General features: G+C 72.4%; 20 protein-coding genes. 15 read left to right on the plus strand and 5 right to left on the minus strand.

Translation table 11 applies throughout. The features are described 5' to 3' along the window. The first annotated feature begins 2 nt into the window (after window positions 1–2). The 3 genes from rpmF (at window position 3) to mutM (ending at window position 2,020) form a co-directional block, all read left to right on the plus strand. Entirely contained in the window at window positions 3–176 is a 174-nt protein-coding gene (gene rpmF, locus R4Z63_RS23610; RefSeq protein ID WP_003965982.1) for a 50S ribosomal protein L32, read from the plus strand. Window positions 177–195: 19 nt separating this feature from the next. After that, window positions 196–1,035: a ribonuclease III gene (gene rnc / locus R4Z63_RS23615; protein WP_384450494.1), complete on the plus strand. Its 840-nt coding sequence runs from the start codon at window positions 196–198 to the stop codon at window positions 1,033–1,035. Window positions 1,036–1,150: 115 nt separating this feature from the next. Then, window positions 1,151–2,020: a bifunctional DNA-formamidopyrimidine glycosylase/DNA-(apurinic or apyrimidinic site) lyase gene (gene mutM / locus R4Z63_RS23620; protein WP_037928719.1), complete on the plus strand. Its 870-nt coding sequence runs from the start codon at window positions 1,151–1,153 to the stop codon at window positions 2,018–2,020. Here mutM and R4Z63_RS23625 read toward each other — a convergent pair. Next, window positions 1,993–2,397: a winged helix-turn-helix transcriptional regulator gene (locus tag R4Z63_RS23625; protein ID WP_384450498.1), complete on the minus strand. Its 405-nt coding sequence runs from the start codon at window positions 2,395–2,397 to the stop codon at window positions 1,993–1,995. The genes mutM and R4Z63_RS23625 overlap by 28 nt on opposite strands. 125 nt (window positions 2,398–2,522) lie before the next feature. Here R4Z63_RS23625 and R4Z63_RS23630 point away from each other — a divergent pair, with 125 nt between their 5' ends. Beyond that, window positions 2,523–3,134 carry a flavodoxin family protein gene (locus R4Z63_RS23630; protein WP_384450501.1) on the plus strand — a complete coding sequence of 204 codons (612 nt, stop codon included), beginning with the start codon at window positions 2,523–2,525 and terminating at the stop codon, window positions 3,132–3,134. 63 nt (window positions 3,135–3,197) lie between these two features. Here the strand turns inward: R4Z63_RS23630 and R4Z63_RS23635 are convergent, their stop codons facing one another. Next, window positions 3,198–4,193 carry a CAP domain-containing protein gene (locus R4Z63_RS23635; protein ID WP_384450504.1) on the minus strand — a complete coding sequence of 332 codons (996 nt, stop codon included), beginning with the start codon at window positions 4,191–4,193 and terminating at the stop codon, window positions 3,198–3,200. Between the two features lie 138 nt (window positions 4,194–4,331). Here R4Z63_RS23635 and R4Z63_RS23640 point away from each other — a divergent pair, with 138 nt between their 5' ends. The 4 genes from R4Z63_RS23640 (at window position 4,332) to R4Z63_RS23655 (ending at window position 10,796) form a co-directional block, all read left to right on the plus strand. Further along, complete coding sequence (locus R4Z63_RS23640; RefSeq protein WP_037928303.1) at window positions 4,332–4,613, plus strand: acylphosphatase; 282 nt, start codon at window positions 4,332–4,334, stop codon at window positions 4,611–4,613. A gap of 348 nt (window positions 4,614–4,961) precedes the next feature. Beyond that, window positions 4,962–5,180 carry a hypothetical protein gene (locus R4Z63_RS23645; protein WP_030032603.1) on the plus strand — a complete coding sequence of 73 codons (219 nt, stop codon included), beginning with the start codon at window positions 4,962–4,964 and terminating at the stop codon, window positions 5,178–5,180. 185 nt (window positions 5,181–5,365) lie between these two features. Then, on the plus strand, window positions 5,366–9,178 hold the full coding sequence (locus tag R4Z63_RS23650; RefSeq protein WP_384450508.1) for an AAA family ATPase: 3,813 nt from the start codon (window positions 5,366–5,368) through the stop codon (window positions 9,176–9,178). Between the two features lie 184 nt (window positions 9,179–9,362). After that, window positions 9,363–10,796: a sugar porter family MFS transporter gene (locus tag R4Z63_RS23655; protein WP_037928308.1), complete on the plus strand. Its 1,434-nt coding sequence runs from the start codon at window positions 9,363–9,365 to the stop codon at window positions 10,794–10,796. Window positions 10,797–10,837: 41 nt separating this feature from the next. On the opposite strand, the gene R4Z63_RS23660 is transcribed toward R4Z63_RS23655, so the two are convergent. Beyond that, window positions 10,838–11,824 (minus strand): LLM class flavin-dependent oxidoreductase, encoded by a 987-nt coding sequence (locus tag R4Z63_RS23660; protein WP_037928313.1) that lies wholly within the window; start codon window positions 11,822–11,824, stop codon window positions 10,838–10,840. Window positions 11,825–12,132: 308 nt separating this feature from the next. Between R4Z63_RS23660 and ftsY the strand changes: the two genes are divergently transcribed. Next, window positions 12,133–13,347, plus strand: a complete 1,215-nt coding sequence (gene ftsY, locus R4Z63_RS23665) for a signal recognition particle-docking protein FtsY (RefSeq protein ID WP_037928316.1) — start codon at window positions 12,133–12,135, stop codon at window positions 13,345–13,347. A 73-nt stretch (window positions 13,348–13,420) separates the two neighbouring features. Here the strand turns inward: ftsY and R4Z63_RS23670 are convergent, their stop codons facing one another. Beyond that, window positions 13,421–14,089 carry a bifunctional DNA primase/polymerase gene (locus R4Z63_RS23670; RefSeq protein ID WP_384450522.1) on the minus strand — a complete coding sequence of 223 codons (669 nt, stop codon included), beginning with the start codon at window positions 14,087–14,089 and terminating at the stop codon, window positions 13,421–13,423. A gap of 447 nt (window positions 14,090–14,536) precedes the next feature. Between R4Z63_RS23670 and nsdA the strand changes: the two genes are divergently transcribed. From nsdA to ffh, 5 genes are all read left to right on the plus strand, one after another. Next, on the plus strand, window positions 14,537–16,027 hold the full coding sequence (nsdA, locus tag R4Z63_RS23675; protein WP_037928321.1) for a transcriptional repressor NsdA: 1,491 nt from the start codon (window positions 14,537–14,539) through the stop codon (window positions 16,025–16,027). Between the two features lie 362 nt (window positions 16,028–16,389). After that, a complete protein-coding gene (locus R4Z63_RS23680; RefSeq protein WP_384450513.1) occupies window positions 16,390–17,733 on the plus strand; it encodes an ammonium transporter in 1,344 nt (447 codons plus the stop codon). Beyond that, window positions 17,730–18,068, plus strand: a complete 339-nt coding sequence (locus tag R4Z63_RS23685; protein WP_037928327.1) for a P-II family nitrogen regulator — start codon at window positions 17,730–17,732, stop codon at window positions 18,066–18,068. The genes R4Z63_RS23680 and R4Z63_RS23685 overlap by 4 nt, the downstream gene beginning before the upstream one ends. Window positions 18,069–18,084: 16 nt before the next feature. Further along, entirely contained in the window at window positions 18,085–20,511 is a 2,427-nt protein-coding gene (locus R4Z63_RS23690; RefSeq protein WP_384450518.1) for a [protein-PII] uridylyltransferase, read from the plus strand. Window positions 20,512–20,644: 133 nt separating this feature from the next. Then, the gene (gene ffh / locus R4Z63_RS23695) at window positions 20,645–22,219 is read left to right on the plus strand and encodes a signal recognition particle protein (RefSeq protein ID WP_491522582.1); all 1,575 of its coding nucleotides are present in this window, start codon (window positions 20,645–20,647) and stop codon (window positions 22,217–22,219) included. 148 nt (window positions 22,220–22,367) lie between these two features. Here ffh and R4Z63_RS23700 read toward each other — a convergent pair whose 3' ends face one another. Continuing rightward, a complete protein-coding gene (locus R4Z63_RS23700) occupies window positions 22,368–23,054 on the minus strand; it encodes a methyltransferase type 11 (RefSeq protein ID WP_384456603.1) in 687 nt (228 codons plus the stop codon). A gap of 131 nt (window positions 23,055–23,185) precedes the next feature. Here R4Z63_RS23700 and proS point away from each other — a divergent pair, with 131 nt between their 5' ends. Further along, complete coding sequence (proS, locus tag R4Z63_RS23705; RefSeq protein ID WP_384456606.1) at window positions 23,186–24,598, plus strand: proline--tRNA ligase; 1,413 nt, start codon at window positions 23,186–23,188, stop codon at window positions 24,596–24,598. Window positions 24,599–24,607 lie beyond the last annotated feature (9 nt).

A 24,607-nucleotide genomic window follows, 5' to 3' on the forward strand; every position in this document is an offset into this window, starting at 1 on the left:
CCGTGGCTGTTCCGAAGCGGAAGATGTCGCGCAGCAACACGCGCCACCGCCGGTCGCAGTGGAAGGCTGCGGTCCCCACCCTGGTTTCGTGTGAGCGTTGCCAGGAGCCGAAGCTCCAGCACATCGCGTGCCCGAGCTGCGGCACCTACAACAAGCGCCAGGTCCTCGAGGTCTGAGCGGCTGGTGAGAGGCGCAATGTCTGAGCTGTCCAAAGCTGAGAAGCAGGCAGACAGTAACAACGCGGCCTCGTCCCACACGCTTCTGGAAGGGCGGCTCGGGTACCGACTCGAGTCCGCCCTTCTGGTGCGTGCACTGACCCACCGCTCGTACGCGTACGAGAACGGCGGCCTGCCCACCAACGAACGCCTGGAGTTCCTCGGGGACTCCGTGCTGGGCCTGGTGGTCACGGACACGCTGTACACGACCCACCCGGACCTCCCCGAAGGCCAGCTGGCCAAGCTTCGGGCCGCGGTGGTCAACTCGCGCGCACTGGCGGAAGTCGGGCGCGGCCTCGACCTCGGCTCCTTCATCCGGCTCGGCCGGGGCGAAGAGGGCACGGGCGGCCGGGACAAGGCCTCCATCCTCGCCGACACCCTTGAAGCGGTCATCGGCGCGGTCTACCTCGACCAGGGTCTCGACGCGGCCTCGGAGCTGGTCCACCGGCTCTTCGACCCGCTCATCGAGAAGTCCTCGAACCTCGGGGCCGGCCTGGACTGGAAGACCAGCCTCCAGGAGCTCACGGCGGCCGAAGGTCTTGGCGTGCCGGAGTACCTGGTCACCGAGACCGGTCCGGACCACGAGAAGACCTTCACTGCTGCCGCCCGCGTCGGTGGTGTCTCGTACGGCACCGGCACCGGCCGCAGCAAGAAGGAAGCGGAACAGCAGGCCGCGGAGTCCGCATGGCGCGGGATCCGCGCTGCGGCGGACGAGCGGGCCGCGGCGGCAGCGGCCGCCGCTCCGGCACAGGGCCCGGCTCCGGCCGAGGCCGCGGACGGCGGGGCGCCGACGCCCGCCGATCCGGCGCCGGACGCCTGACCTTCCTTCGGGCATCTCCTCGCCCGCCCCTGCGCTGCAGGGGCGGGCGTTGCCGTTCCCGGACGGCCGGTACGCTCGCGGCAGCGCCCAGATCCGCATCCACCGGAGGTTCCCCGTGCCTGAGCTGCCCGAAGTCGAAGTCGTACGGCGGGGGCTGGAGCGCTGGGTCGCCGGACGGACCGTCGAGGCCGTCGAGGTCCTGCACCCGCGTGCGGTGAGGCGCCATCCGGGCGGCGGTGCCGACTTCGCGGCCCGCCTGAGGGGGGAGACCCTCGGGGTGCCGCAGCGGCGCGGGAAGTACCTGTGGCTGCCGCTGGCGGGGCGCGACCTGTCGGTGCTCGGGCATCTGGGCATGAGCGGCCAGTTGCTCGTCCAGCCCGAGGACGCTCCCGACGAGAAGCACCTGCGGATCCGGCTGCGCTTCGGGGACGACGCCGGGACGGAGCTGCGCTTCGTGGACCAGCGGACCTTCGGCGGTCTGTCGCTGCACGAGACCGTCGCCGACAGCGCCGAGGGTCTGCCCGACGTCATCGCGCACATCGCGCGCGATCCCCTGGACCCGCTGTTCGACGAGGCGGCCTACCACCTCGCGCTGCGCGCCAGGCGGACCACCGTCAAGCGGGCGCTGCTGGACCAGTCGCTGATCAGTGGGGTCGGCAACATCTACGCGGACGAGGCGCTGTGGCGCTCGAAGCTGCACTACGAGCGCCCGACGGCGAACCTCACGCGCCCCCGGAGCGCGGAACTCCTCGGGCACGTCCGCGACGTCATGAACGCGGCCCTCGCCGTGGGAGGCACGAGTTTCGACAGCCTGTACGTCAACGTGAACGGGCAGTCGGGGTACTTCGATCGGTCGCTCGACGCCTACGGACGCGAGGACGAACCCTGCCGCCGCTGTGGCACCCCGATGCGGCGCAGGCCCTGGATGAACAGGTCGAGCTACTTCTGCCCGCGCTGTCAGCGCCCGCCGCGAGCCGCGTCGTAGGAGTCGCGGGCGGACAGCACCGCCGGCATGCTCCCCTCCAGGTGGTGGATGAGGGCCAGGAGGCGGTCGGCCACCTCGACGCCGAGGGGGGTCAGTTCGTAGTCCACGCGCGGCGGGTTGGTCGGCTGGGCCTCGCGGTGGACGATTCCGTCGCGCTCCAGCGCGTGCAGGGTCTGCGACAGCATCTTCTCGCTCACGCCCTCCACCCGGCGGCGCAGCTCGTTGAAGCGGACCGGTCCCTCGCGCAGGGCGCCCACGGTGAGGCTGCCCCAGCGGCCGGTGACGTGTTCCAGCGTCTCGCGGGACGGGCAGGAGCGGGCGAACACGTCGAACGGCAGGTCGCCGTGCTCGGCTTCGGTACAGACAGGGGTCTCCATGGGACAAGCGTACCCGCAGCCAGCGCTAACTGGCAGGTTGCGCTTTCTGAAAGTTAGTGATTCTCTTCTTCCGTCGCGGCACGTCCCGTGCTGCGGCGCACGCCTTTCCGAAGGAGAGATCAGCCTTGTCCGGTACCACGCACACCCCCGTCGTCACGATCGCCTACCACTCCGGCTACGGCCACACCGCCGTCGTCGCCGAGGCGGTCCGCAACGGCGCCGTCGAGGCCGGGGCGACCGTCCACCTGATCAAGGTCGACGAGATCGACGACGCGCAGTGGGAACTGCTCGACGCCTCCGACGCGATCGTCTTCGGTTCCCCGACGTACATGGGCACCGCTTCGGGTGCCTTCCACGTCTTCGCCGAGGCCTCCTCGAAGCGCTGGTTCGGTGACGCCTGGCAGGACAAGCTCGCGGCGGGCTTCACCAACTCCGCCTCGAAGAGCGGCGACAAGCTGCACACGCTGCAGTTCTTCCAGGTGCTGGCCGCACAGCACGGCATGAACTGGGTCAACCTGGGTCTGAAGCCGGGCTGGAACGCCAGCACGGCCTCCGAGAACGACCTCAACCGCCTGGGCTTCTTCTCCGGCGCGGCCGCCCAGTCCAACTCCGACGAGGGTGCGGACGCCGTCCACAAGGCCGACATCGCGACCGCGGAGCACCTGGGCCGCCGGGTGGCCGAGCACACCCGCGTCGTCGTCGCGGGCCGCGCGGCCCTGGCCGCCGCGTCCGTCTGATCCCCCCGGAGGCCTGATCCCCCCGGAGTCGGCCGCCCCGCCGTCCCGCCTCGCAGGGTCGGGTCAGAGGCCGAAGTCCTGGGTCCACCAAGGCCCGCCGGCGGCGAAGTGGGCGCCGACACCCAGCGTGCGGAACTCGCAGTTGAGGATGTTCGCCCTGTGCTCCGGGCTGTTCATCCAGGCGTTCATCACGGACTCCGCGTCGCCCTGGCCGCGGGCTATGTTCTCACCGCCGAGGCCCGAGAGGCCTGCCGCGGTGGCGCGGTCCCAGGGGGTGTTGCCGTCGGGGTCCTCGTGGCCGAAGAAGCCGCGCTTGGCCATGTCCTGGCTAAAGGCGCCGGCCAGGGCCGCCAGTGGTGGGTTGGCGCGGACCGGGCCGCAGCCCGCCCGGGCGCGCTCCTCGTTCACCAGGGTCACCACGGCCGCCTCCTCGGCGGAGTGGGTGTCGAGGCTCGGCCGGGTCGCGGTGGCTGCGGGCGCCGGCGCCGTGGGTGCCTGCGCGGTCGCGGTCGGGGTCGCCGTCGGGGTGGGGGTCGGGGTCGGCGCGGCGGGTGCCGGCGCCTGGGTCCGCTCCGGGGCGGGCGTCGGTGCGGCCGGGGTCCGGCCTGTGGTGCTCGGCGAGGCGGACGGCGGGGTGGCGCCGGAGGAGGCCTTCGGCGGAGCAGGCTCGGAGCGGGTCGGCGGTGCCGAAACCGAGGGTGAGTCTGAAGGGGAGGGCGAGGCCGGTGCGGAGGATGGGGCAGCCGGGGTCGCGGGGGCGGTGGGTGCGCCGCTGGTCGCCGCGCCGCGGCCGGACAGGCTCGCGAGGCCGCCCTGCCGGTCGATCACGGAAGGGGCGTCGGGGTCCGGCGCGGCCTGGGCCGCGCCGGACTTCGCGGCGGTGGCTTCCGTACCGCTGACACCCACATAGGGGAACGAGGCGCCGACCGGCACCATGCCGGTGGTGACGGCCGCGGTGCCGAGGGCGACGGCCACCGAGACCCCCAGCAGGCCGGTGCGCAGGGCGGTGCCGTGCTTGCCGCCGCGGCGCGGCGCGGCGTGGAGTCCGTGACGTCCCATCGGTGTCGTGCCCTTCCTGGCCGGATCAAGATCGTCCCTTACCCACCCAAATGGGTGAGTTCATTGGTGCGCGACTGTACGCCATGGGGCCCTGGGGGCGATGTGACCGGAAAGTTCGCGCCCGGTTAGCGTTCACGCATGAATGAAGACGTCCGCCTGACCGCCTGGGTGCGCGGCCGGGTGCAGGGAGTGGGATTCCGCTGGTTCACCAGGGAGAACGCCATGGAGATCGGCGGGATGGTCGGCTTCGCCCTCAACCTCGACGACGGGCGGGTGCAGGTGGTGGCCGAAGGTCAACGTGAGAATTGCCACCGGCTGCTGGACTGGCTGCGCTCCCCCGACACGCCCGGCCGGGTGGACGGGGTGACAGAGATCTGGGGCACACCGCGCGGTGGCTACGACGGGTTCGGGATGCGGTGAGGGATCGACTGATCATGAACTCATCACATCTCTGATCGCCCGGACCCGGTCGGAACTGGGCATTCGCCGTCGACGCGTTGCCGGCGGGGGCGATCCATGGAAGGCTCGGAGGCAAGGATGATCTCCACGCCCCTTGCGAGGGCCGGGCTGCCCGCCGATACGGGGCGTGATCGTGTTGACCGTCAAACTTTTTGGTGAGACGCTGGAAGCCCCGCGCACCTGAGCTGTTTGGCAGTGCTGGCAGTAGTAAGCGCAGTGACTGACCGTCGCTGCCGGACATCCGCGGGTGCGATTCCCTCACGACCCACACCGCTTCGGTCGGTCACTCAGTGTGGAGGACCATCCATCATGGCAAAGGCGCTTCTCGGTTACGTCGGCGGTTCCGACCCGCGACTCCTCGCCGAGATGCGACGGCTTCAGCAGCGCGTCCAGGACCTCGAGTCCGAGCTCGTACGGATTCAGTCCGAAAATGACGCGCTGAACGCGGCCGCCGCTCAGCACGACGGAGACTCGCTGCTGGACAGCATCGACATCGACGTACCCCAGGCGGAGCCTGCGCTCACCTGATCCGCGCTCACTCGTCGCTCGTATCCAGCCCGGCATGATCTGCAAGGGACGCTTCGGCGTCCCTTCTTCCTTTGGGCTCCGCATCAGGGACCACAGGGCCGGGCGGGGGGCCTGATGCCTTCGACGTCAGTCGTGCCCTGCACCTTCACGGGTGAAACCGAACGTGAAAGGTAGAGTCCGGCGGCGTGCACCTCAAGTCCCTGACCCTGCGTGGCTTCAAGTCCTTCGCCTCGGCCACCACCCTGCGCTTCGAACCCGGCATCACCTGCGTCGTGGGTCCGAACGGCTCGGGCAAGTCCAACGTCGTCGACGCGCTGTCCTGGGTCATGGGCGAACAGGGGGCCAAGTCCCTGCGCGGCGGGAAGATGGAGGACGTCATCTTCGCCGGGACCACCGGCCGCCCGCCGCTCGGGCGTGCCGAGGTCTCTCTGACGATCGACAACTCCGACGGCGCGCTGCCCATCGACTACGCCGAAGTCACCATCACCCGGATCATGTTCCGCGGCGGCAGCAGCGAGTACCAGATCAACGGTGACACCTGCCGACTGCTCGACATCCAGGAGCTGCTCTCCGACTCCGGTATCGGCCGCGAGATGCACGTCATCGTCGGCCAGGGCCAGCTGGACTCCGTCCTGCACGCCGACCCCATGGGCCGCCGCGCCTTCATCGAGGAGGCGGCGGGCGTACTGAAGCACCGCAAGCGCAAGGAGAAGGCGCTGCGGAAGCTCGATGCGATGCAGGCCAACCTCGCCCGTGTGCAGGACCTCGGCGACGAACTGCGCAGGCAGCTCAAGCCCCTGGGGCGGCAGGCGGCGGTCGCCCGACGGGCGGCCGTGATCCAGGCCGACCTGCGCGACGCGCGGCTGCGCCTGCTCGCCGACGACCTGGTCGCCCTGCGGCGGGCGCTCGCAGCGGAGATCGCGGACGAAGCGGCACTGAAGGAGCGCAAGGAGGCCGCCGAAGCCCGCCTCGCGGACGCACTGCGGCGCGAGGCCGAACTGGAGCAGGCGGTCAGGGAACTCGCGCCGCGGCTCCAGCGGGCGCAGCAGACCTGGTACGAGCTGTCGCAGCTCGCCGAACGGGTACGGGGCACCGCGTCCCTCGCCGACGCGCGGATCAAGAGCGCGACGGCGCCCGTGGAGGAGGAGCGCCGGGGCCGCGACCCCGAGGACCTGGAGCGGGAGGCCGAGCGGATCCGCGAGCAGGAGGCGGAGCTGACGGCCGCTCTGGAGGCGGCCTCGCGGGCCCTGGAGGACACCACCGGGCACCGTGCCGAGCTGGAGCGGGAGCTGGCCGAGGAGGAGCGCAGACTGCGGGACGCCGCGCGGGCCATCGCCGACCGGCGCGAGGGGCTGGCCCGGTTGACCGGGCGGCTCGGCGCGGCCCGTTCGCGGGCCGGGGCGGCCCAGGCGGAGATCGACCGGCTCGCCCTGGCCCGGGACGAGGCGCAGCGCCGGGCCGAAGCCGCGCAGGCCGAGTACGAGGCACTGGCGGAGGAGGTCGGCGGGCTCGACGACCCGTCGGCGGAGACGGACCACGAGGCGGCGCGGGCAGAGCTGAAGGAGGCCGAAGCCGCGCTCGGCGCCGCGCGCGAGGCGCTGGCGGCGGCGGAGCGGTCCCGGGCGGCGGTGTCGGCCCGGCGGGACGCGCTGGCCCTGGGGCTGCGTCGCAAGGACGGCACCGGAGCGCTGCTCGCGGCCCGGGAGCGGCTGGCCGGCGTGCTCGGGCCGGCCGCGCAGCGGCTGACGGTGACCCCGGGGTACGAAGCCGCCGTGGCCGCCGCGCTGGGCTCGGCGGCGGACGCGCTGGCCGTGGCCTCCCCGTCGGCGGCGGCCGGGGCCATCCGCCACCTGCGCGACGCGGACGCGGGGCGTGCCACGCTCCTGATCGCCCCACCGGCGGTCCTACCGGGCGGGACCGAGGGTCCCGGAGTGCCGGACGGTGCTGCCCTCCCGGGTGCGGGCGGTGCCGCCCTCCGGCCGGGCCGGGGCGGCGGGCTCGGCGCTGCCGGCGCCGACGGGGGCCGTCCCGGACCGGGCGCACGGGTGACGCCGACGGCTGCGGCGGAGGCCGTCGACGAGGAGTGCGGCCCGGGGCCCGTCCCCGCGGCCCGCGCGGGCGGGGGCGGCGGGCACGCGTCCGTGCCGGACGGGGCGGGGGTGCCCCACCAGGCCCCCGCTTCGGACGCGGTGACCGCGCCCGTACCGGTCGCCGCGCTGGTGTCCGGGGACGCCGAGGTGCAGCGGGCGCTGGCATGGGTGCTGCGCGACCACGTCGTCGTCGACACGCTCGACGAGGCCGAGGCGCTGGTCGCCCGGCGCCCCGACGCGGTGGCCGTGACCGTCGGGGGCGACCTCCTCGGTGCGCACCTCGCGCAGGGCGGATCTGCCGGAGCGCCCAGCCTGATCGAGGTGCAGGCCGCCGTCGACGAGGCTGCGGCGGAGCTGGCCGTACTGGGCGGGCGGTGCACGGAGCTTGCCGCCGCGCAGGCCGCCGCGCAGTCCCGGCGGCAGGACGCGGCCGCCCTGGTCGAGGAACTCGCCGAGCGGCGGCGGGCCGCGGAGCAGGCCCGTGCCGGGGTGGCTCAGCAGCTCGGGCGGCTCGCCGGGCAGGCGAAGGGCGCGGCCGGCGAGGCCGAGCGGGGCGCCGCCGCCGCGGCCAAGGCCCAGGACGCCCTGGAGCAGGCGCTGACCGAGGTCGAGGAGTGCGCGGAGCGGCTCGCCGTGGCCGAGGAGATGCCGGTGGAGGAGGAGCCCGACGGTTCCCGCCGGGACCGGCTCGCGGCCGACGGGGCCAACGCCCGCCAGACCGAGATGGAGGCCCGGCTCCAGCTGCGCACCCACGAGGAGCGGGTCAAGGGACTCGCCGGCCGGGCCGATTCCCTCGACCGGGCGGCCCGTGCCGAACGCGAGGCCCGGGCCCGCGCCGAGCGCCGCCGGGCCCGTCGGCGCCACGAGGCGGATGTGGCCCGCGCGGTGGCCGAGGGGGCCCGCCAGCTCCTCGCCCATGTGGAGGTCTCGCTGGGCAGGGCCGATGAGGAGCGGGCCCTGGCCGAGCGGGCCAAGGGGCTGCGTGAGCGCGAGCTCACCGACGCGCGCAACGACGGCCGTGACCTGAAGGGCGAGCTCGACAAACTCACCGACTCCGTTCACCGCGGGGAAGTCCTCGGCGCCGAGCAGCGGCTGCGCATCGAGGCCCTGGAGGCCAAGGCACTGGAGGAGTTCGGCATGGAGTCCCGTGCGCTCGTGGCCGAGTACGGTCCGGACCAGCCGGTGCCCCCGTCCCCGCCGGCGGACGGCGAGGAGCTCCCGCAGGACCCCGAGCACCCCCGCAACCGGCCGGGCCCCTTCGTCCGGGCGCAGCAGGAGAAGCGGTTCAAGGCGGCCGAACGGGCGTACCAGCAGCTCGGCAAGGTCAATCCACTGGCCCTGGAGGAGTTCGCGGCGCTGGAAGAGCGCCACGCGTTCCTCAGCGAGCAGTTGGAGGATCTCCGTAAGACACGGGCCGATCTCCTTCACGTGGTGAAGGAGGTCGACGAGCGCGTCGAGCAGGTGTTCACCGAGGCCTACCGGGACACCGCCCGAGAATTCGAGGGGGTCTTCGCGCGCCTGTTCCCGGGCGGCGAGGGCAGGTTGGTGCTGACCGACCCGGACAACATGCTCACGACGGGGGTGGACGTGGAGGCCCGCCCGCCGGGCAAGAAGGTCAAGCGCCTGTCGTTGCTCTCCGGCGGCGAGCGTTCGCTGACGGCCGTGGCCATGCTGGTGTCGATCTTCAAGGCGCGCCCCAGCCCGTTCTACGTCATGGACGAGGTCGAGGCCGCCCTCGACGACACCAACCTGCAGCGGTTGATCCGGATCATGGAGGAACTCCAGGAGAGCTCACAGCTGATCGTGATCACCCACCAGAAGCGGACGATGGAGGTCGCGGACGCGCTCTACGGCGTATCGATGCAGGGCGACGGCGTCTCCAAGGTCATCAGCCAGCGGCTCCGCTGACGAGCGTTTAGTTCAAGAAGTGAATTCTTGATGACCGCTCTGTGCTTCCTGTGCGCTTCATCCCTGGCCTTGACTTCAGAAATTGAACGAATAGGCTCGCTCCGCTGTCCCCCGACTTCGGGTGGTGCCCGATCTTGAACTGTGCGCCACTGTAAGGACGGACGAAACCCCCACGGAGCACACCTTGACCAGCAGTACTGCGCAGTCCCCGGCGTCCGGCGGCGGATCCTCGCCCCAGCCCGACCACCTCGGCCACGTCATCTTCATCACCGCGGCCGCTGCCATGGGCGGCTTCCTCTTCGGGTACGACAGCTCCGTCATCAACGGCGCCGTCGTCGCCATCCGGGAACGCTTCGACGTCGGCTCGGAGGCGCTCGCCCAGGTGATCGCCGCCGCGCTGATCGGCTGTGCCATCGGCGCCGCCACCGCGGGGCGACTCGCCGACCGGATCGGCCGAATCCGCTGCATGCAGATCGCGGCCGTCCTCTTCACCGCCAGCGCCATCGGCTCGGCCCTGCCGTTCGCCCTCTGGGACCTCGCCATGTGGCGGGTGATCGGCGGCTTCGGCATCGGCATGGCCTCCGTCATCGGTCCCGCCTACATCGCCGAGGTCTCCCCGCCCGCCTACCGCGGCCGGCTCGCCTCCTTCCAGCAGGCCGCCATCGTCATCGGCATCGCCATCTCCCAGCTCGTCAACTGGGGCATCCTCAACCTCGCCGACGGCGACCAGCGCGGCGACATCGGCGGCCTGGAGGCGTGGCAGTGGATGCTGGGCGTCATGGTCGTCCCGGCCGTCCTCTACGGGCTGCTGTCCTTCGTCATCCCGGAGTCCCCGCGCTTCCTGGTCTCCGTCGGCCGCACCGCCGACGCCAGGAAGGTGCTGGCCGAGGTCGAGGGTTCCGGGGCCGACTTGGACGGGCGCGTCCGCGAGATCGAGCACGCGATGCACTCCGAGCACAAGTCCACCTTCAAGGACCTGCTCGGCGGCCGCTTCGGCTTCCTGCCCATCGTCTGGATCGGCATCGGCCTCTCGCTCTTCCAGCAGCTCGTCGGCATCAACGTGATCTTCTACTACAGCTCCTCGCTGTGGCAGTCGGTCGGCATCGACCCGACCAGCTCGTTCCTCTACTCCTTTACCACGTCGATCATCAACATCGTCGGCACGGTGATCGCGATGATCTTCGTGGACCGGATCGGCCGCAAGCCGCTCGCCCTCATCGGCTCGGCGGGCATGGCCGTCTCCCTCGGCCTGTGCGCGTGGGCGTTCTCCTTCACCACCGGCACCGGGGACGACATCACCCTCCCCGACGCCCAGGCCACGGTGGCCCTGGTTGCCGCACACGCCTTCGTGCTCTTCTTCGCTCTGTCCTGGGGCGTGGTCGTCTGGGTGCTGCTCGGCGAGATGTTCCCGAACCGCATCCGTGCCGCGGCGCTCGGCGTCGCCGCCTCGGCCCAGTGGATCGCCAACTGGGTCATCACCGTCTCGTTCCCGTCCCTCTCGGACTGGAACCTGTCCGGTGCCTACGTGATCTACACCGTCTTCGCATTGCTCTCGATCCCGTTCGTCCTCAAATGGGTGCCGGAGACCAAGGGCAAGGCGCTGGAGGAGATGGGGTAACCATCCCCGCCACCACCCCGTCTCCTCGGTACTGCCCCGGCTCAGCCCCTGAGCCGGGGCAGTACCTGTTCGCACAGCAGGTGCAGGCTGCGCCAGCCCTCGTCCAGCGGCATCCCCCCGCACAGCGGGTGCAGCACCAGGTTGCCCGCCGCGCCGGCGCTCCGGCCGTATGCGACCGCCTCGTCCGGGGTCAGCACCCGGTAGACGCCCTCCGCGCGCAGCTCCGCCACCGAGCGGGCGGACGACCGCACGGCGCTGCGGATGTCCTTCGACTGCCAGGACGCGTACGTCCCGGCCTCGTGCAGGAAGTGTTCACCGTGCTCGGCCCACACCCGGTCCGGGTCCTGCGCGACGTGCAGCAGCGGGGTCTCGGCCGCGGGCATCATGCAGAAGCCCTCCGTGCCGTACTCCGCCAGCCGCGCCGTGTAGTACGCCTCCAGCTCCGGCAGGTGCGCGCTGGGGAAGAAGGGCAGCCCGAGCCGGGCGGCGCGGCGCGCGGCCGCCTCCGAACTGCCACCCACCAGCAGCAGCGGGTGCGGCCGGGTGAGGGGAGTCGGGGTGACCCGTACCGTGCGGCCGCGGAACTCGAACGGCCGGCCGGTCCACGCCTTCAGCAGGGTCTCCAGCAGCTCGTCCTGGAGCCTGCCGCGCCGGCCCCACTCCACGCCGTGCTGCTCGTATTCCTCGGGCCGGTAGCCGATCCCCGCGACGGTCACCAGGCGCCCGCCGCTCAGCAGGTCCAGTACGGCGATGTCCTCGGCGACCTTCAACGGGTCGTGCAGCGGGCCGATGACCGCCGACACGGTGACGGTGATCCGACGGGTCGCGCCGAAGACCGCGCCCGCGAAGGCGAAGGGGGAGGGAAGCCAGTTGTTGTCCGTGCCGTGGTGCTCCTCGGTCTGGACGGTGTCCATTCCGCGGTCGTCCGCGTAGCGCGCCATCTCCAGCGCGGCCCTGTAGCGGGCCGAGAGGGACTCGGGGGTGCCGTTCGGGTCGACCAGATTGAACCGGGCCACGGTGATGGGCATGGCGGAGTCCCCCTTCGCCGGACGGGGTGGAGCGGTGGAGAGGACGTTAGCTGACGAGTTGTCAGTTGGACAGGTGTCCCGCGAGCGGCCCCCGGCTCCGGGGCCGGGGCCGGACCGGCGCAGCCGCCCTCGCGCCGGGAACGGTTCCGGCGGCCCGGCCGGCACTCGCGCGGCTGCTCCCCGAGGGGGTGCGGGCAGGGCCACCCGTCGGCGCGGCCGCGGAGCCGAAACCGCAGACAGGGCTTGTCCCCGGCCCGCGAGCCCGGGTTCCCGGCTCCGCGGTGGCCGTGGCCGATACTGGGGGGGTTATGGACATCCTCATCCTTGCTGTAGTCATCGCCCTGGTCGCGGTCGGCGTGATCAGCGGGCTCGTGGTCAGCAGCCGCAAGAAGAAGCAGCTGCCGCCCCCGGCACCGCAGAGCACGCCGACCATTACTGCCCCGCCCGCCGAGCCGCAGGTGGGGGAGGACGCCGTAGAGACGGCGGAAGAGCCGCGCCGCACGATCGAGGAGGTCGGGCTCCCGGGAGCCGGGGCTCCCGTCGAAGCGCCGGCCGCCGAGCCGGAGGCGGTCCCGGCCGCGCCCGAGATCGAGGTGCCCGAGCCCGCCGCCGGCCGCCTGGTCCGGCTCCGCGCGCGTCTCGCCCGTTCGCAGAACTCCCTCGGCAAGGGACTGCTCACGCTGCTCTCGCGCGAGCACCTCGACGAGGACACCTGGGAGGAGATCGAGGAGACCCTCCTCGTCGCCGACGTCGGCGTCGTGCCCACCCAGGAGCTCGTCGAGCGGCTCCGTGAGCGGGTCAAGGTCCTCGGCACCCGCACTCCGGCCGATCTGCGCGCCCTGCTCAAGGAAGAGCTGCTGACCCTGGTCGGCACCGACTTCGACCGGGCCGTGAAGACGGAGAGCGGCGAGGACACCCCCGGCGTGATCATGGTCGTCGGCGTCAACGGCACCGGCAAGACCACCACCACCGGCAAGCTGGCCCGGGTGCTCGTCGCGGACGGCCGCAGCGTGGTGCTCGGCGCGGCCGACACCTTCCGCGCCGCGGCCGCCGACCAGCTGCAGACCTGGGGCGAGCGCGTCGGCGCCCGTACCGTCCGCGGCCCCGAGGGCGGCGACCCGGCCTCGATCGCCTACGACGCGGTCAAGGAGGGCATCGCCGAGGGTGCCGACGTCGTGCTCATCGACACCGCCGGCCGACTGCACACCAAGACCGGCCTCATGGACGAGCTCGGCAAGGTCAAGCGCGTCGTCGAGAAGCACGGCCCGCTGGACGAGATCCTGCTGGTCCTGGACGCCACCACGGGGCAGAACGGCCTGACCCAGGCGCGTGTCTTCGCCGAGGTCGTCGACATCACCGGCATCGTGCTCACCAAGCTCGACGGCACGGCCAAGGGCGGCATCGTCGTCGCCGTCCAGCGCGAACTGGGCGTCCCGGTCAAGCTCGTCGGTCTCGGCGAGGGTGCGGACGACCTGGCTCCGTTCGAGCCCGAGGCGTTCGTGGACGCCCTGATCGGCGACTGAGCACCGCCCGCGCAGACACCGGTGCCCCCGCCTTCCGTGAGGAACGCGGGGGCACCGGCGCGTACGGGGCCTCTCAGCGGCGGAACCGGTGGCAGATGTACGCCAGGGTGCCCAGCAGCAGCCGTGCCTGCGGCGGGCCGCCCGCCGAGTCGAGGGCGGGCGGCCGCAGCCAGCGGGCCCGGCCGAGCCCGCCCCGGTCCGATGGCGGGGCCGTCACGAAGGCCCCCGGGCCCAGGGCGTGCAGGTCCAGGTCGGCGTCGTCCCAGCCCATCCGGTACAGCAGCTGCGGCAGCTCCGCCGCCGCCCCGGGAGCGACGAAGAACTGCGCGCGGCCGTCCGCGGTGGCGATGACCGGGCCGAGCGGCAGGCCCATACGCTCCAGCCGCACCAGCGCGCGCCGCCCGGCCTCCTCGGAGACCTCGATGACGTCGAAGGCGCGGCCCACCGGGAGCATGACCGCCGCGCCGGGACAGTCGCCCCAGGCCTCGGTGACCTCGTCCAGAGTGGCGCCGGCCGGGACCGTGGGGGCGAAGGCCAGCGGATGCGCTCCGGGTGCGGCGCACCGGCCGTCCCCGCAGGAGCAGTCGCGGGAGGGCGCCGCCGCGCGCGCCCCGGGGACCACGTCCCAGCCCCACAGCCCGGTGTACTCCGCCACCGTCGTGCACTCCGAGGTCCGGCCGCGGCGCCGGGTACCGGAACGGAACTCCTTGGTGCCGCGGCTGCTGCCGATCGTGAAGCCCATGCCCATGCCCATGCCCCCTCCAACGGGTCGGACGCGTCGGTGGTTACGACGCCTGCGGTGAGGGAGCCGGGGAGCCCGCCGCGCCGCCCCGCGGACCTCCGCCGCAGGGCGGCGGGGGAGTGCCCGGTGCTGCCCGCCCGGCGCACTCCTCGCCACGCGCGCCCCGAGCGCACTCCAGTCCAACCGGTCCGTTTCGCCTTCCTGTCAAGTGAATCGCGCCTGGCCGGTGGCGCGTTCATTCGAAGGGGTGGCGAATGGTGGCGTTTCCGCGAACGACCTCGCCGCAGGGGTGATCGTAGGATTACTTTCGGTGCACGAACCCCGAGGCGGGCCCACACGTGGGTATGCCGGAGGCAATGGGTGAAGGACCTGTGAAGGTCTGTGGTGACGCCCGGCTTCCCGGCCAGGGTTTCGTAGGGAGAAGACTGAGCAGATGGGGGCGTTCCAGTGAGCGGCAACGGCGCAAGCGGAACGATCGACGATGCTGCTGCGCGCAACGAACAGCTGACCTCGTGGTTCGTCCGCAGCGGCTGGTCGAAGGGCGAGCTCGCCCGGCAGGTCAACCGCCGGGCCCGGCAGATGGGCGCCCACCACATCAGCACGGACACCTCCCGGGTGCGCCGCTGGCTGGACGGTGAGCAGCCCCGCGAGCCCGTGCCGAGGATCCTGTCCGAGCTGTTCTCCGAGCGCTTCGGCTCCGTCGTCGCCATCGAACAGCTCGGGCTGCGCACCGCGCACCAGACCCCCTCCGTCTCCGGGGTCGACCTGCCCTGGGCCGGCCCGCAGACCGTCGAACTGCTCGGCGAGTTCTCCCGCAGCGACCTGATGCTGGCCCGCCGCGGCTTCCTCGGGCCCTCCCTCGCGCTCTCCGCGGGCCCCGCCCTCATCGAGCCCATGCAGCGCTGGCTCGTACCGGCCCCGGCCGCCGACCCGGGACCGCGCGGGGCGGGGCCGACGGGAGCCCTCGGCGGCCACCGCCCGCCCCGGCTCTCCGAACCCGAGCTCGACCTCCTCGACGCCACCACCGTCATGTTCCGGCAGTGGGACGCCCAGTGCGGCGGCGGGCTGCGCCGCAAGGCCGTCGTGGGCCAGCTCCACGAGGTCACCGACCTGCTCCAGGAGAACCACCCCGCCCCGGTCATGAAGCGGCTCTTCAAGGTCGCCGCGGAACTCGCCGAGCTGGCCGGCTGGATGAGCTACGACATCGGCCTGCACCCCACCGCGCAGAAGTACTTCGTCCTCGCGCTGCACGCCGCGAAGGAGGCCGGGGACAAGCCGCTCGGCTCGTACATCCTCTCCGGGATGAGCCGCCAGATGATCCACCTCGGCCGCCCCGAGGACGCGCTCGAACTCATCCACCTCGCGCAGTACGGCAGCCGCGACTGCGCCGGCCCCCGCACCCAGGCCATGCTGTATGCGATGGAGGCCCGCGCGTACGCCAACATGGGCCAGCCCAGCCGCTGCAAGCGGGCCGTCCGGATGGCCGAGGACACCTTCGGCGACGTCGGCTTCGCGGACGAGCCGGAGCCCGACTGGATCCGCTTCTTCTCCGAGGCCGAGCTGAACGGCGAAAACTCCCACTCGTACCGGGACCTGGCCTACGTCGCCGGACGCAGCCCCATGTACGCCTCCCTCGCCGAGCCCGTCATGGAGCGGGCCGTCGAGCTCTTCGGGAAGGACCAGGAACACCAGCGGTCCTACGCCCTCAACCTCATCGGCATGGCCACCGTCCACCTGCTCCAGCGCGAGCCGGAGCAGGCCGCCGTCTTCGTCGACCGGGCCCTCGACGTGGCGGGAAAGGTGCGCTCGGAGCGGGTGAACACCCGCCTGCGCAAGACCGTCGACAGCGCCGCCCGTGCATACGGCGACGTCGCAGAGGTGGTCCGGCTCACCGACCACCTCGCCTCACGGCTCCCCGAGGCCGCGGAGGCCGTCTGACGGCCCCCGGGCCGCCCCCAGGCTCCGGCCGCGGCAGTCACCCCGTGAAGCCCGATCAGGCTCCCCCAGCCAGGACGTCCGGGTCACTGCCGCGGCCGGTCGCAGCACTCCTCCCGCGATCGGACCGCCGCCCCTCAGGCGGAGGCGGACGCCCTTCGCCGTGGTCCGCCCGTGCGCGATCCCGGTCGTTCATGGCGCCGTAACACGGCAGACCTCTTCGTCATCGGAGCGAAACACCGAGCGGCGCCGCCGGAAACCGGCCTGCGCGAATCTCATGGCCAATAACCGGCCAGTTCCTGTTGCCGCCGCTCAGGTTCTCACGATCGCCCGCACGCGAACGTACCGACGACGAGGAGACGCCGATGGCATCAGCCATCACGACCCTCGCGGCAGACGCCCCGACGCTCTCTGCCGCGAACACCGGGTTCATGCTCATCTGCTCCGCCCTGGTCATGCTGATGACTCCGGGACTCGCCTTCTTCTACGGAGGCATGGTCCGCGTCAAGAGCAGCCTCAACATGCTGATGATGAGCTTCATCAGCCTGGGGATCGTCACGATCCTATGGGTGCTCTACGGCTTCAGCCTCGCCTTCGGCACCGATGCCGGATCCCTCATCGGCTGGAACTCCGACTACGTGGGCCTGAGCGGCATCGGGATCACCGAGCTCTGGGACGGCTACACCATCCCGGTGTACGTCTTCGCCGTCTTCCAGCTGATGTTCGCCGTCATCACCCCGGCCCTGATCAGCGGCGCCCTCGCGGACCGCGTGAAGTTCAGCGCCTGGGTCCTGTTCACCGCGCTGTGGGTCACCGTCGTGTACTTCCCCGTCGCCCACTGGGTCTGGGGCGCCGGCGGCTGGCTCTTCGAGATGGGCGTCATCGACTTCGCCGGTGGCACCGCCGTCCACATCAACGCCGGTGCCGCGGCCCTGGGCGTGATCCTGGTCATCGGCAAGCGCGTCGGCTTCAAGAAGGACCCGATGCGCCCGCACAGCCTCCCCCTCGTGATGCTGGGCGCCGGCCTCCTCTGGTTCGGCTGGTTCGGCTTCAACGCGGGTTCCTGGCTCGGCAACGACGACGGCGTCGGCGCGGTCATGTTCGTCAACACCCAGGTCGCCACCGCCGCCGCCATGCTGGCCTGGCTCGCCTACGAGAAGCTGCGCCACGGCTCCTTCACCACCCTCGGCGCCGCCTCCGGCGCGGTCGCCGGCCTCGTCGCCATCACCCCCGCGGGCGGCGCCGTCAGCCCGCTCGGAGCGATCGCGGTCGGTGCCATCGCCGGTGTGCTCTGCGCCATGGCGGTGGGCCTGAAGTACAAGTTCGGCTACGACGACTCCCTGGACGTCGTCGGCGTCCACCTCGTCGGCGGTGTCGCCGGCTCCCTGCTCGTCGGCCTCTTCGCCACCGGCGGGGTCCAGTCCGACGTGGCCGGCCTCTTCTACGGCGGCGGCCTGGAGCAGCTCGGCAAGCAGGCCGTCGGAGTCTTCTCCGTCCTCGCCTACTCTCTGGTGGCATCCGCAGTGCTCGCCCTCCTCCTCGACAAGACCATCGGGATGCGGGTCTCCGAGGACGACGAGGTCGCCGGCATCGACCAGATCGAACACGCCGAGACCGCATACGACTTCAGCGGAGCCGGTGGCGGAGCCGCCGCGCGGAGCACCGCCGCCCCCACCACCTCCGCCGCGAGCAAGAAGGTTGACGCATGAAGCTGATCACCGCGATCGTCAAGCCGCACAAGCTGGACGAGATCAAGGAGGCACTCCAGGCCTTCGGAGTGCAGGGCCTCACGGTCAGCGAGGCCAGCGGCTACGGCCGGCAGCGCGGCCACACCGAGGTCTACCGGGGCGCCGAGTACCAGGTCGACCTCGTCCCCAAGATCCGCATCGAGGTGCTGGTCGACGACTCCGACGCCGAAGAGCTCATCCGGGTCGTCGTGAGCGCGGCGTCCACCGGCAAGATCGGTGACGGCAAGGTGTGGAGCGTCCCCGTGGACTCGGTCGTCCGGGTCCGCACCGGCGAGCGCGGCGCGGACGCGCTCTAACAACGGGAGCTCCTGGGTGACGAGCGTCGAAGACACCACCGACCACACGGCCGACTCGGGACCCAGCGGATACGCCGCGGCCCGGCTGCGACTCCTCCAGGAGGAGTCGCAGTCCGGGCCCTCGCGGCGTTCCGCCCTGGCCGGGCTGACCGACGAATGGCTGAACGCCCTCTTCGCCACCGCCGCACGCGAGACCGGCGTCCGCGGCGCCACCCTCGTGGCCGTCGGCGGCTACGGCAGGGCCGAACTCTCCCCCCGCAGCGACCTCGACCTGCTGCTGCTGCACGACGGCAAGGCCGAGCCCCGGGCGCTCGGCACACTGGCCGACCGCCTCTGGTACCCGGTGTGGGACCTCGGCGTCGCCCTCGACCACTCGGTACGCACCCCCGCCGAGGCCCGCAGGACGGCCGCCGAGGACCTGAAGGTGCACCTCGGCCTGCTGGATGCCCGGACGGTCGCGGGCGACGCCGGGCTCCTGGCCGGCCTGCGGACCTCCGTACTGGCCGACTGGCGCAACCAGGCGCCGAAACGGCTCCCGGAGCTGCACTCCCTGTGCCGCGAGCGGGCCGAGCGGGCCGGGGAACTCCGCTTCCTGCTCGAACCCGATCTCAAGGAGGCCCGCGGCGGGCTCCGGGACGCCACCGCGCTGCGTGCGGTCGCCGCCTCCTGGCTGGCGGACGCCCCCCGCGAAGGCCTCGCCGAGGCCCGCCGGCGCCTCCTGGACGCCCGCGACGCCCTCCACCTGGTCACGGGCCGGGCCACCGACCGGCTCTCGCTCCAGGAACAGGACCAGGTCGCCGCGCAGCTCGGGCTCCTCGACGCCGACGCCCTGCTGCGCGAGGTGTACGAGGCCGCGCGCGTGGTCGCGTACGCCGGCGACGTGACCTGGCGGGAGGTCGGCCGGGTGCTGCGGGCCCGCGCCGCCCGGCCCCGGCTGCGCGGACTGCTGCCCGGCCGCAGCGCCCCCGCCGCCACCCGGGCGCCCCTGGCCGAAGGCGTCGTGGAGTCCGACGGCGAGGCCGTCCTGGCCCTGGCCGCCCGCCCGGACCGGGACCCCGTACTGCCCCTGAGGCTGGCCGCGGCCGCCGCGCAGGCGGGGCTCCCGGTGTCACCGCACGCCGTACGCCGCCTCGCGCAGCAGGGGAAGGCGCTGCCGGTGCCCTGGCCGGCCGAGGCCCGGGAGCAACTGCTCACGCTCCTGGGCGCGGGGGAGCCGACCGTGGCCGTCTGGGAAGCCATGGAGGCGGAAGGGCTGATCACCCGGCTGCTGCCCGACTGGGAGCGGGTGCGCTGCCGCCCGCAGCGCAACCCCGTCCACACCTGGACCGTGGACCGGCACCTGATCGAGACGGCGGTGCAGGCTGCGGCCCTCACCCGCCGGGTGGGCCGCCCCGACCTGCTGCTGACGGCCGCCCTCCTGCACGACATCGGCAAGGGCTGGCCGGGCGACCACTCGCTGGCCGGCGAGACCATCGCCCGGGACGTCGCCGCACGGGTGGGCTTCGACGCCCAGGACGTCGCCGTGCTGGGCGCCCTCGTACGCCACCACCTGCTGCTGATCGACACCGCCACGCGCCGCGACCTGGACGACCCCGCCACCGTCCGCTCCGTCGCCGAGGCCGTCGGCTCGGTGGGCACGCTGGAGATACTGCACGCCCTGACCGAGGCGGACGCCCTGGCCACCGGCCCGGCCGCGTGGAGCGCCTGGCGCGGCTCGCTCGTGGCGGACCTCGTCGCACGCGTCGCCGCCGTGCTGCGCGGCGCGCCGCCCGCCGAGCGGGAGGCGGAGATCCCGAGCGCCGAGCAGGAACGGCTGGCGGTGGAGGCCCTGCGCACCCGCGAGCCGGTGCTGGCGCTCCACGCCCGCCAGGAGGAGGACGCGGTCGGCGTCGAGCTCGTGGTGGCGGTGCCCGACCAGCCGGGCGTCCTGCCCGCCGCGGCGGGGGTGCTGGCCCTGCACCGGCTCACCGTACGGGCCGCGGACCTGCGCTCGGTGGAACTCCCGGACCGGCTCGGCCAGGTCCTCGTGCTGCGGTGGCGGGTGGCGGCCGAGTACGGGGCGCTGCCCGAGGCGGCCCGGCTGCGCACCGACCTGCTGCGCGCGCTGGACGGCTCGCTGGACGTCCCGGCGAAACTGGCCGACCGCGAGGCGGCCTACCCGCGCCGGCGCGGGGTCGTCCCGCCGCCGCCCCGGGTCACGGTGGTCCCGGACGTCTCCTCGCTGGCCACGGTGCTGGAGGTGCGCGCGCCGGACGCCGTCGGCCTGCTGCACCGGATCGGCCGGGCCCTGGAAGCGGCGGGTGTCCGGGTGCGCAGTGCCCATGTCTCCACGCTGGGCGCCAATGCGGTGGACACGCTGTACGTGACCACCCCCGAGGGCAAGCCCCTCGACCCCGCGGCGGCGACCGCCCTGGCGGCCGCCGTGACGTCCGCCCTCTCCTGACGCGGCGGGGGTCCGGGAGGCATCCCGGACCCCCGCCCCGGAGGGAAACCCGCCCGCCGGGCCGGACGGACGGCGCGGGCGGATACCCTGGGGGACGACCACAACGCCCCCGACCCGAGGAATCGCGACCACCGTGTTCGATACGCTCTCCGACCGCTTGGCGAATACCTTCAAGGGCCTGCGCGGCAAAGGCCGGCTGTCCGAGGCTGACATCGACGCAGCGGCCCGGGAAATCCGTATCGCCCTCCTTGAGGCCGACGTCGCCCTCCCGGTCGTCCGCTCCTTCATCGCGAACGTCAAGGAACGCGCGCGCGGCGAAGAGGTCAGCAAGGCCTTGAACCCGGGCCAGCAGGTCCTGAAGATCGTCAACGACGAGCTCATCACCATCCTCGGCGGCGAGACCCGGCGGCTGCGCTTCGCCAAGACCGCCCCCACCGTGATCATGCTCGCCGGCCTCCAGGGCGCCGGTAAGACCACCCTCGCCGGAAAGCTCGGCCTCTGGCTCAAGGGGCAGGGCCACACCCCGCTCCTCGTCGCGTGCGACCTCCAGCGCCCGAACGCGGTCAACCAGCTCTCCGTCGTCGCCGACCGCGCGGGCGTGGCCTTCTACGGCCCTCAGCCGGGCAACGGCGTCGGCGACCCGGTCCAGGTCGCGAAGGACTCCGTCGAGTACGCGCGGACCAAGCAGTTCGACATCGTCATCGTCGACACCGCCGGCCGCCTCGGCATCGACCAGGAGCTGATGCAGCAGGCCGCGGACATCCGCGACGCCGTCAGTCCCGACGAGATCCTCTTCGTCGTCGACGCCATGATCGGCCAGGACGCGGTCAACACCGCCGAGGCCTTCCGCGACGGCGTCGGCTTCGACGGCGTGGTGCTCTCCAAGCTCGACGGCGACGCCCGCGGTGGTGCCGCGCTCTCCATCGCGCACGTCACCGGCAAGCAGATCATGTTCGCCTCGAACGGCGAGAAGCTCGACGACTTCGATGCCTTCCACCCCGACCGCATGGCGGGTCGGATCCTCGACATGGGTGACATGCTCACCCTCATCGAGCAGGCCGAGAAGACCTTCTCGCAGGCCGAGGCCGAGAAGATGGCGGCCAAGCTCGCCAAGGGCCCCAAGGAGTTCACGCTCGACGACTTCCTGGCCCAGATGGAGCAGGTCCGCAAGATGGGCTCCATCTCCAAGCTGCTCGGCATGCTGCCCGGCATGGGGCAGATCAAGGACCAGATCAACAACATCGACGAGCGGGACGTGGACCGCACCGCGGCGATCATCAAGTCGATGACCCCGGCCGAGCGCCAGGACCCGACGATCATCAACGGCTCGCGCCGCGCCCGTATCGCCAAGGGCTCGGGCACCGAGGTCAGCGCCGTCAAGTCGCTGGTCGAGCGGTTCTTCGACGCCCGCAAGATGATGTCCCGCATGGCCCAGGGCGGCGGCGGGATGCCCGGCATGCCGGGCATCCCCGGGATGGGCGGCGGCCCCGGCCGGCAGAAGAAGCAGGTCAAGCAGGCCAAGGGCAAGCGCAAGAGCGGCAACCCGATGAAGCGCAAGCAGGAGGAGGCTGCTGCCGCGGCCCGCCGCGAGCAGGGCGCGCAGGCGATCGACCCGGCCGCCGCGTCCAACCCCTTCGGCCTTCCCGCCGGCGGTCAGGATGGTCAGGACTTCGACCTTCCGGACGAGTTCAAGAAGTTCATGAAGTAGGTGCGCGCAGCAGGCGGCAGCAGGCGCAGCCGGCCGCCGACCACCGCGACGAGGGCCCCGGCCGGGGTACGGGCAGCCGCCCGCACGGCCGGGGCCCTTCCGTCTCCATCGGGCAGGAGGGCGGGGCGTCCCTGCCGCCGGCCGGCCCTCAGGCCACCCGGGCGATCACGTACCGGAAGATGTTCGGCAGCCACACGGTGCCGTCGGATCGCTCGAACGGGTGAAGCACTTCGGCGAGCTCCTTCTCGACGAGCGCCGCGTCGGACGCCCCGTCGTAGAGCCCGGTCGACAACAGCCCGCGCACCGCGCTGTCCACGTCCGCGTAGCCGAAGGGGCAGAACACCCGCCCCGACCCGTCCGGCCGCAGCCCGGCGCGCTCCACGACCGCGTCCAGGTCCCCGGGCGCCGGACCGCCTCCCAGTACCGAGGGCACCGTGCAACGCTCGGCCGGACCCCAGTCGGCCAGCACCACGGCGCCGCCGCGTCTGACGGCCGGCAGTGCCGAGGCCAGGGCCGCCGGGTCGGGGGAAAAGGCCAGCAGGGCGTCGTAGGGGCGGGGTACCGAGGACGCCGACGGCGGGGCCGCAAGCACCTCCAGAAGCCGCTCACGGGCCAGCGCCCGCCGGGCCGGATCCGCCTCCACGCCCGTGGCCGCGGCTCCCCTCGCGGACGCCAGCAGCAGGGCCAGGCCGGCCCCACAGCCGAGGCCCAGCAGCCGGTCACCCGGCCCGACCTCGATCCGGTCGAAGACCGCCTCGTACAGCGGTACCAGCATCCGTTCCTGGATCTCCGCCCAGTCCCGGGCGACGAGCGTCGCGGTCGGCGTCGGTGTCATCGAAAGAGCGCTCCTGATTCCGTCTCGCCCCCCAGCCCCCGTTGCCAGAGAACTCCCCATTCGCTCCCGCGTCCAGAGGAGCGCGGCACCCGATTCACGCATCCCGTGCCGGGCGCCGTACGATTCGCGGCATGGCAAAGGCACCCGTTCTCACCCCGCAGGCGGAGGATTTCCCCCGCTGGTACCAGGATCTGATCAACAAGGCCGAGCTGGCCGACAACGGTCCGGTCCGCGGCACCATGGTCATCCGACCGTACGGCTACGGCCTGTGGGAGCGGATGCAGCAGGAGATGGACGCCCGCATCAAGGACCAGGGCGCCCAGAACGCGTACTTCCCCCTCTTCATCCCGCAGTCGTACCTGACTCGGGAGGCCGAGCACGTCGAGGGCTTCGCCCCCGAGCTCGCGGTCGTCACGCACGGCGGCGGCAAGGAGCTCGAGGAGCCGGTCGTCGTCCGGCCCACCTCCGAGACGATCATCAACGACTACTTCTCCAAGTGGGTCCAGAGCTACCGCGACCTGCCCCTGCTGATCAACCAGTGGGCCAATGTGGTCCGCTGGGAGATGCGCCCCCGCGTGTTCCTCCGCACGAGCGAGTTCCTCTGGCAGGAGGGCCACACGGCCCACGCCACCTACGAGGACGCCCGCGACTACGCCGCCCGCATCCACCGCGACGTCTACGGCGACTTCATGACGAACGTGCTCGGCATCGACGTCGTGCTCGGCCGCAAGACCGCCAAGGAGCGCTTCGCGGGCGCCATCAACACCCTCACCCTCGAAGGCATGATGGGTGACGGCAAGGCCCTGCAGATGGGCACCAGCCACGAGCTCGGCACCAACTTCGCCAAGGCCTTCAACACGCAGTACCTGTCCAAGGAAGGCAAGCAGGAACTCGTCTGGCAGACCTCGTGGGGCGTCTCGACCCGCATGGTCGGCGGTCTGATCATGTCCCACGGCGACGACAACGGGCTGCGCGTCCCGCCGCGTCTGGCCCACGTGCAGGTCGTCGTCATGGCGATCAAGGGCGACGAGGCCGTCGCCAAGGTTCGGGAGCTGGGCGACCGACTGAAGGCCGCAGGCATTCGCGTGCAGGTCGACGACCGCGTCGACACCCCCTTCGGCCGCCGCGCCGTGGACTGGGAGCTCAAGGGCGTGCCGGTCCGCATCGAGATCGGTCCCCGCGACCTGGAGGCCGGCACCGCGATGCTGGCCCGCCGGATCCCGGGCGGCAAGACCCCGGTGCAGATCGACGCGCTCGCCGACCTGCTGCCCAAGGTGCTCGACGAGGACCAGGCGCAGCTGCTGCGCGAGTCCCGCGAGCGCCGCGAGGCACGCACCTCGGACGTCGCGACCATCGAGGAGGCCGCGGAGGCCGCCGTGGCCGGCGGCTGGGCGCGCATCCCGTGGGCGGACCTCGGGCCGGAGGGCGAGGCGAAGCTGGCCGAGCAGGCCGTCTCCGTGCGCTGCCTGGTCGCCGAGGACGGGTCCGTGCCGGACGCCGACGACGCTCCCGGTAACCTCGCCATCGTGGCGCGCGCGTACTGATCCTGCCGC

The sequence above is a fragment of the Streptomyces sp. PL-29 genome, from assembly GCF_058344425.1.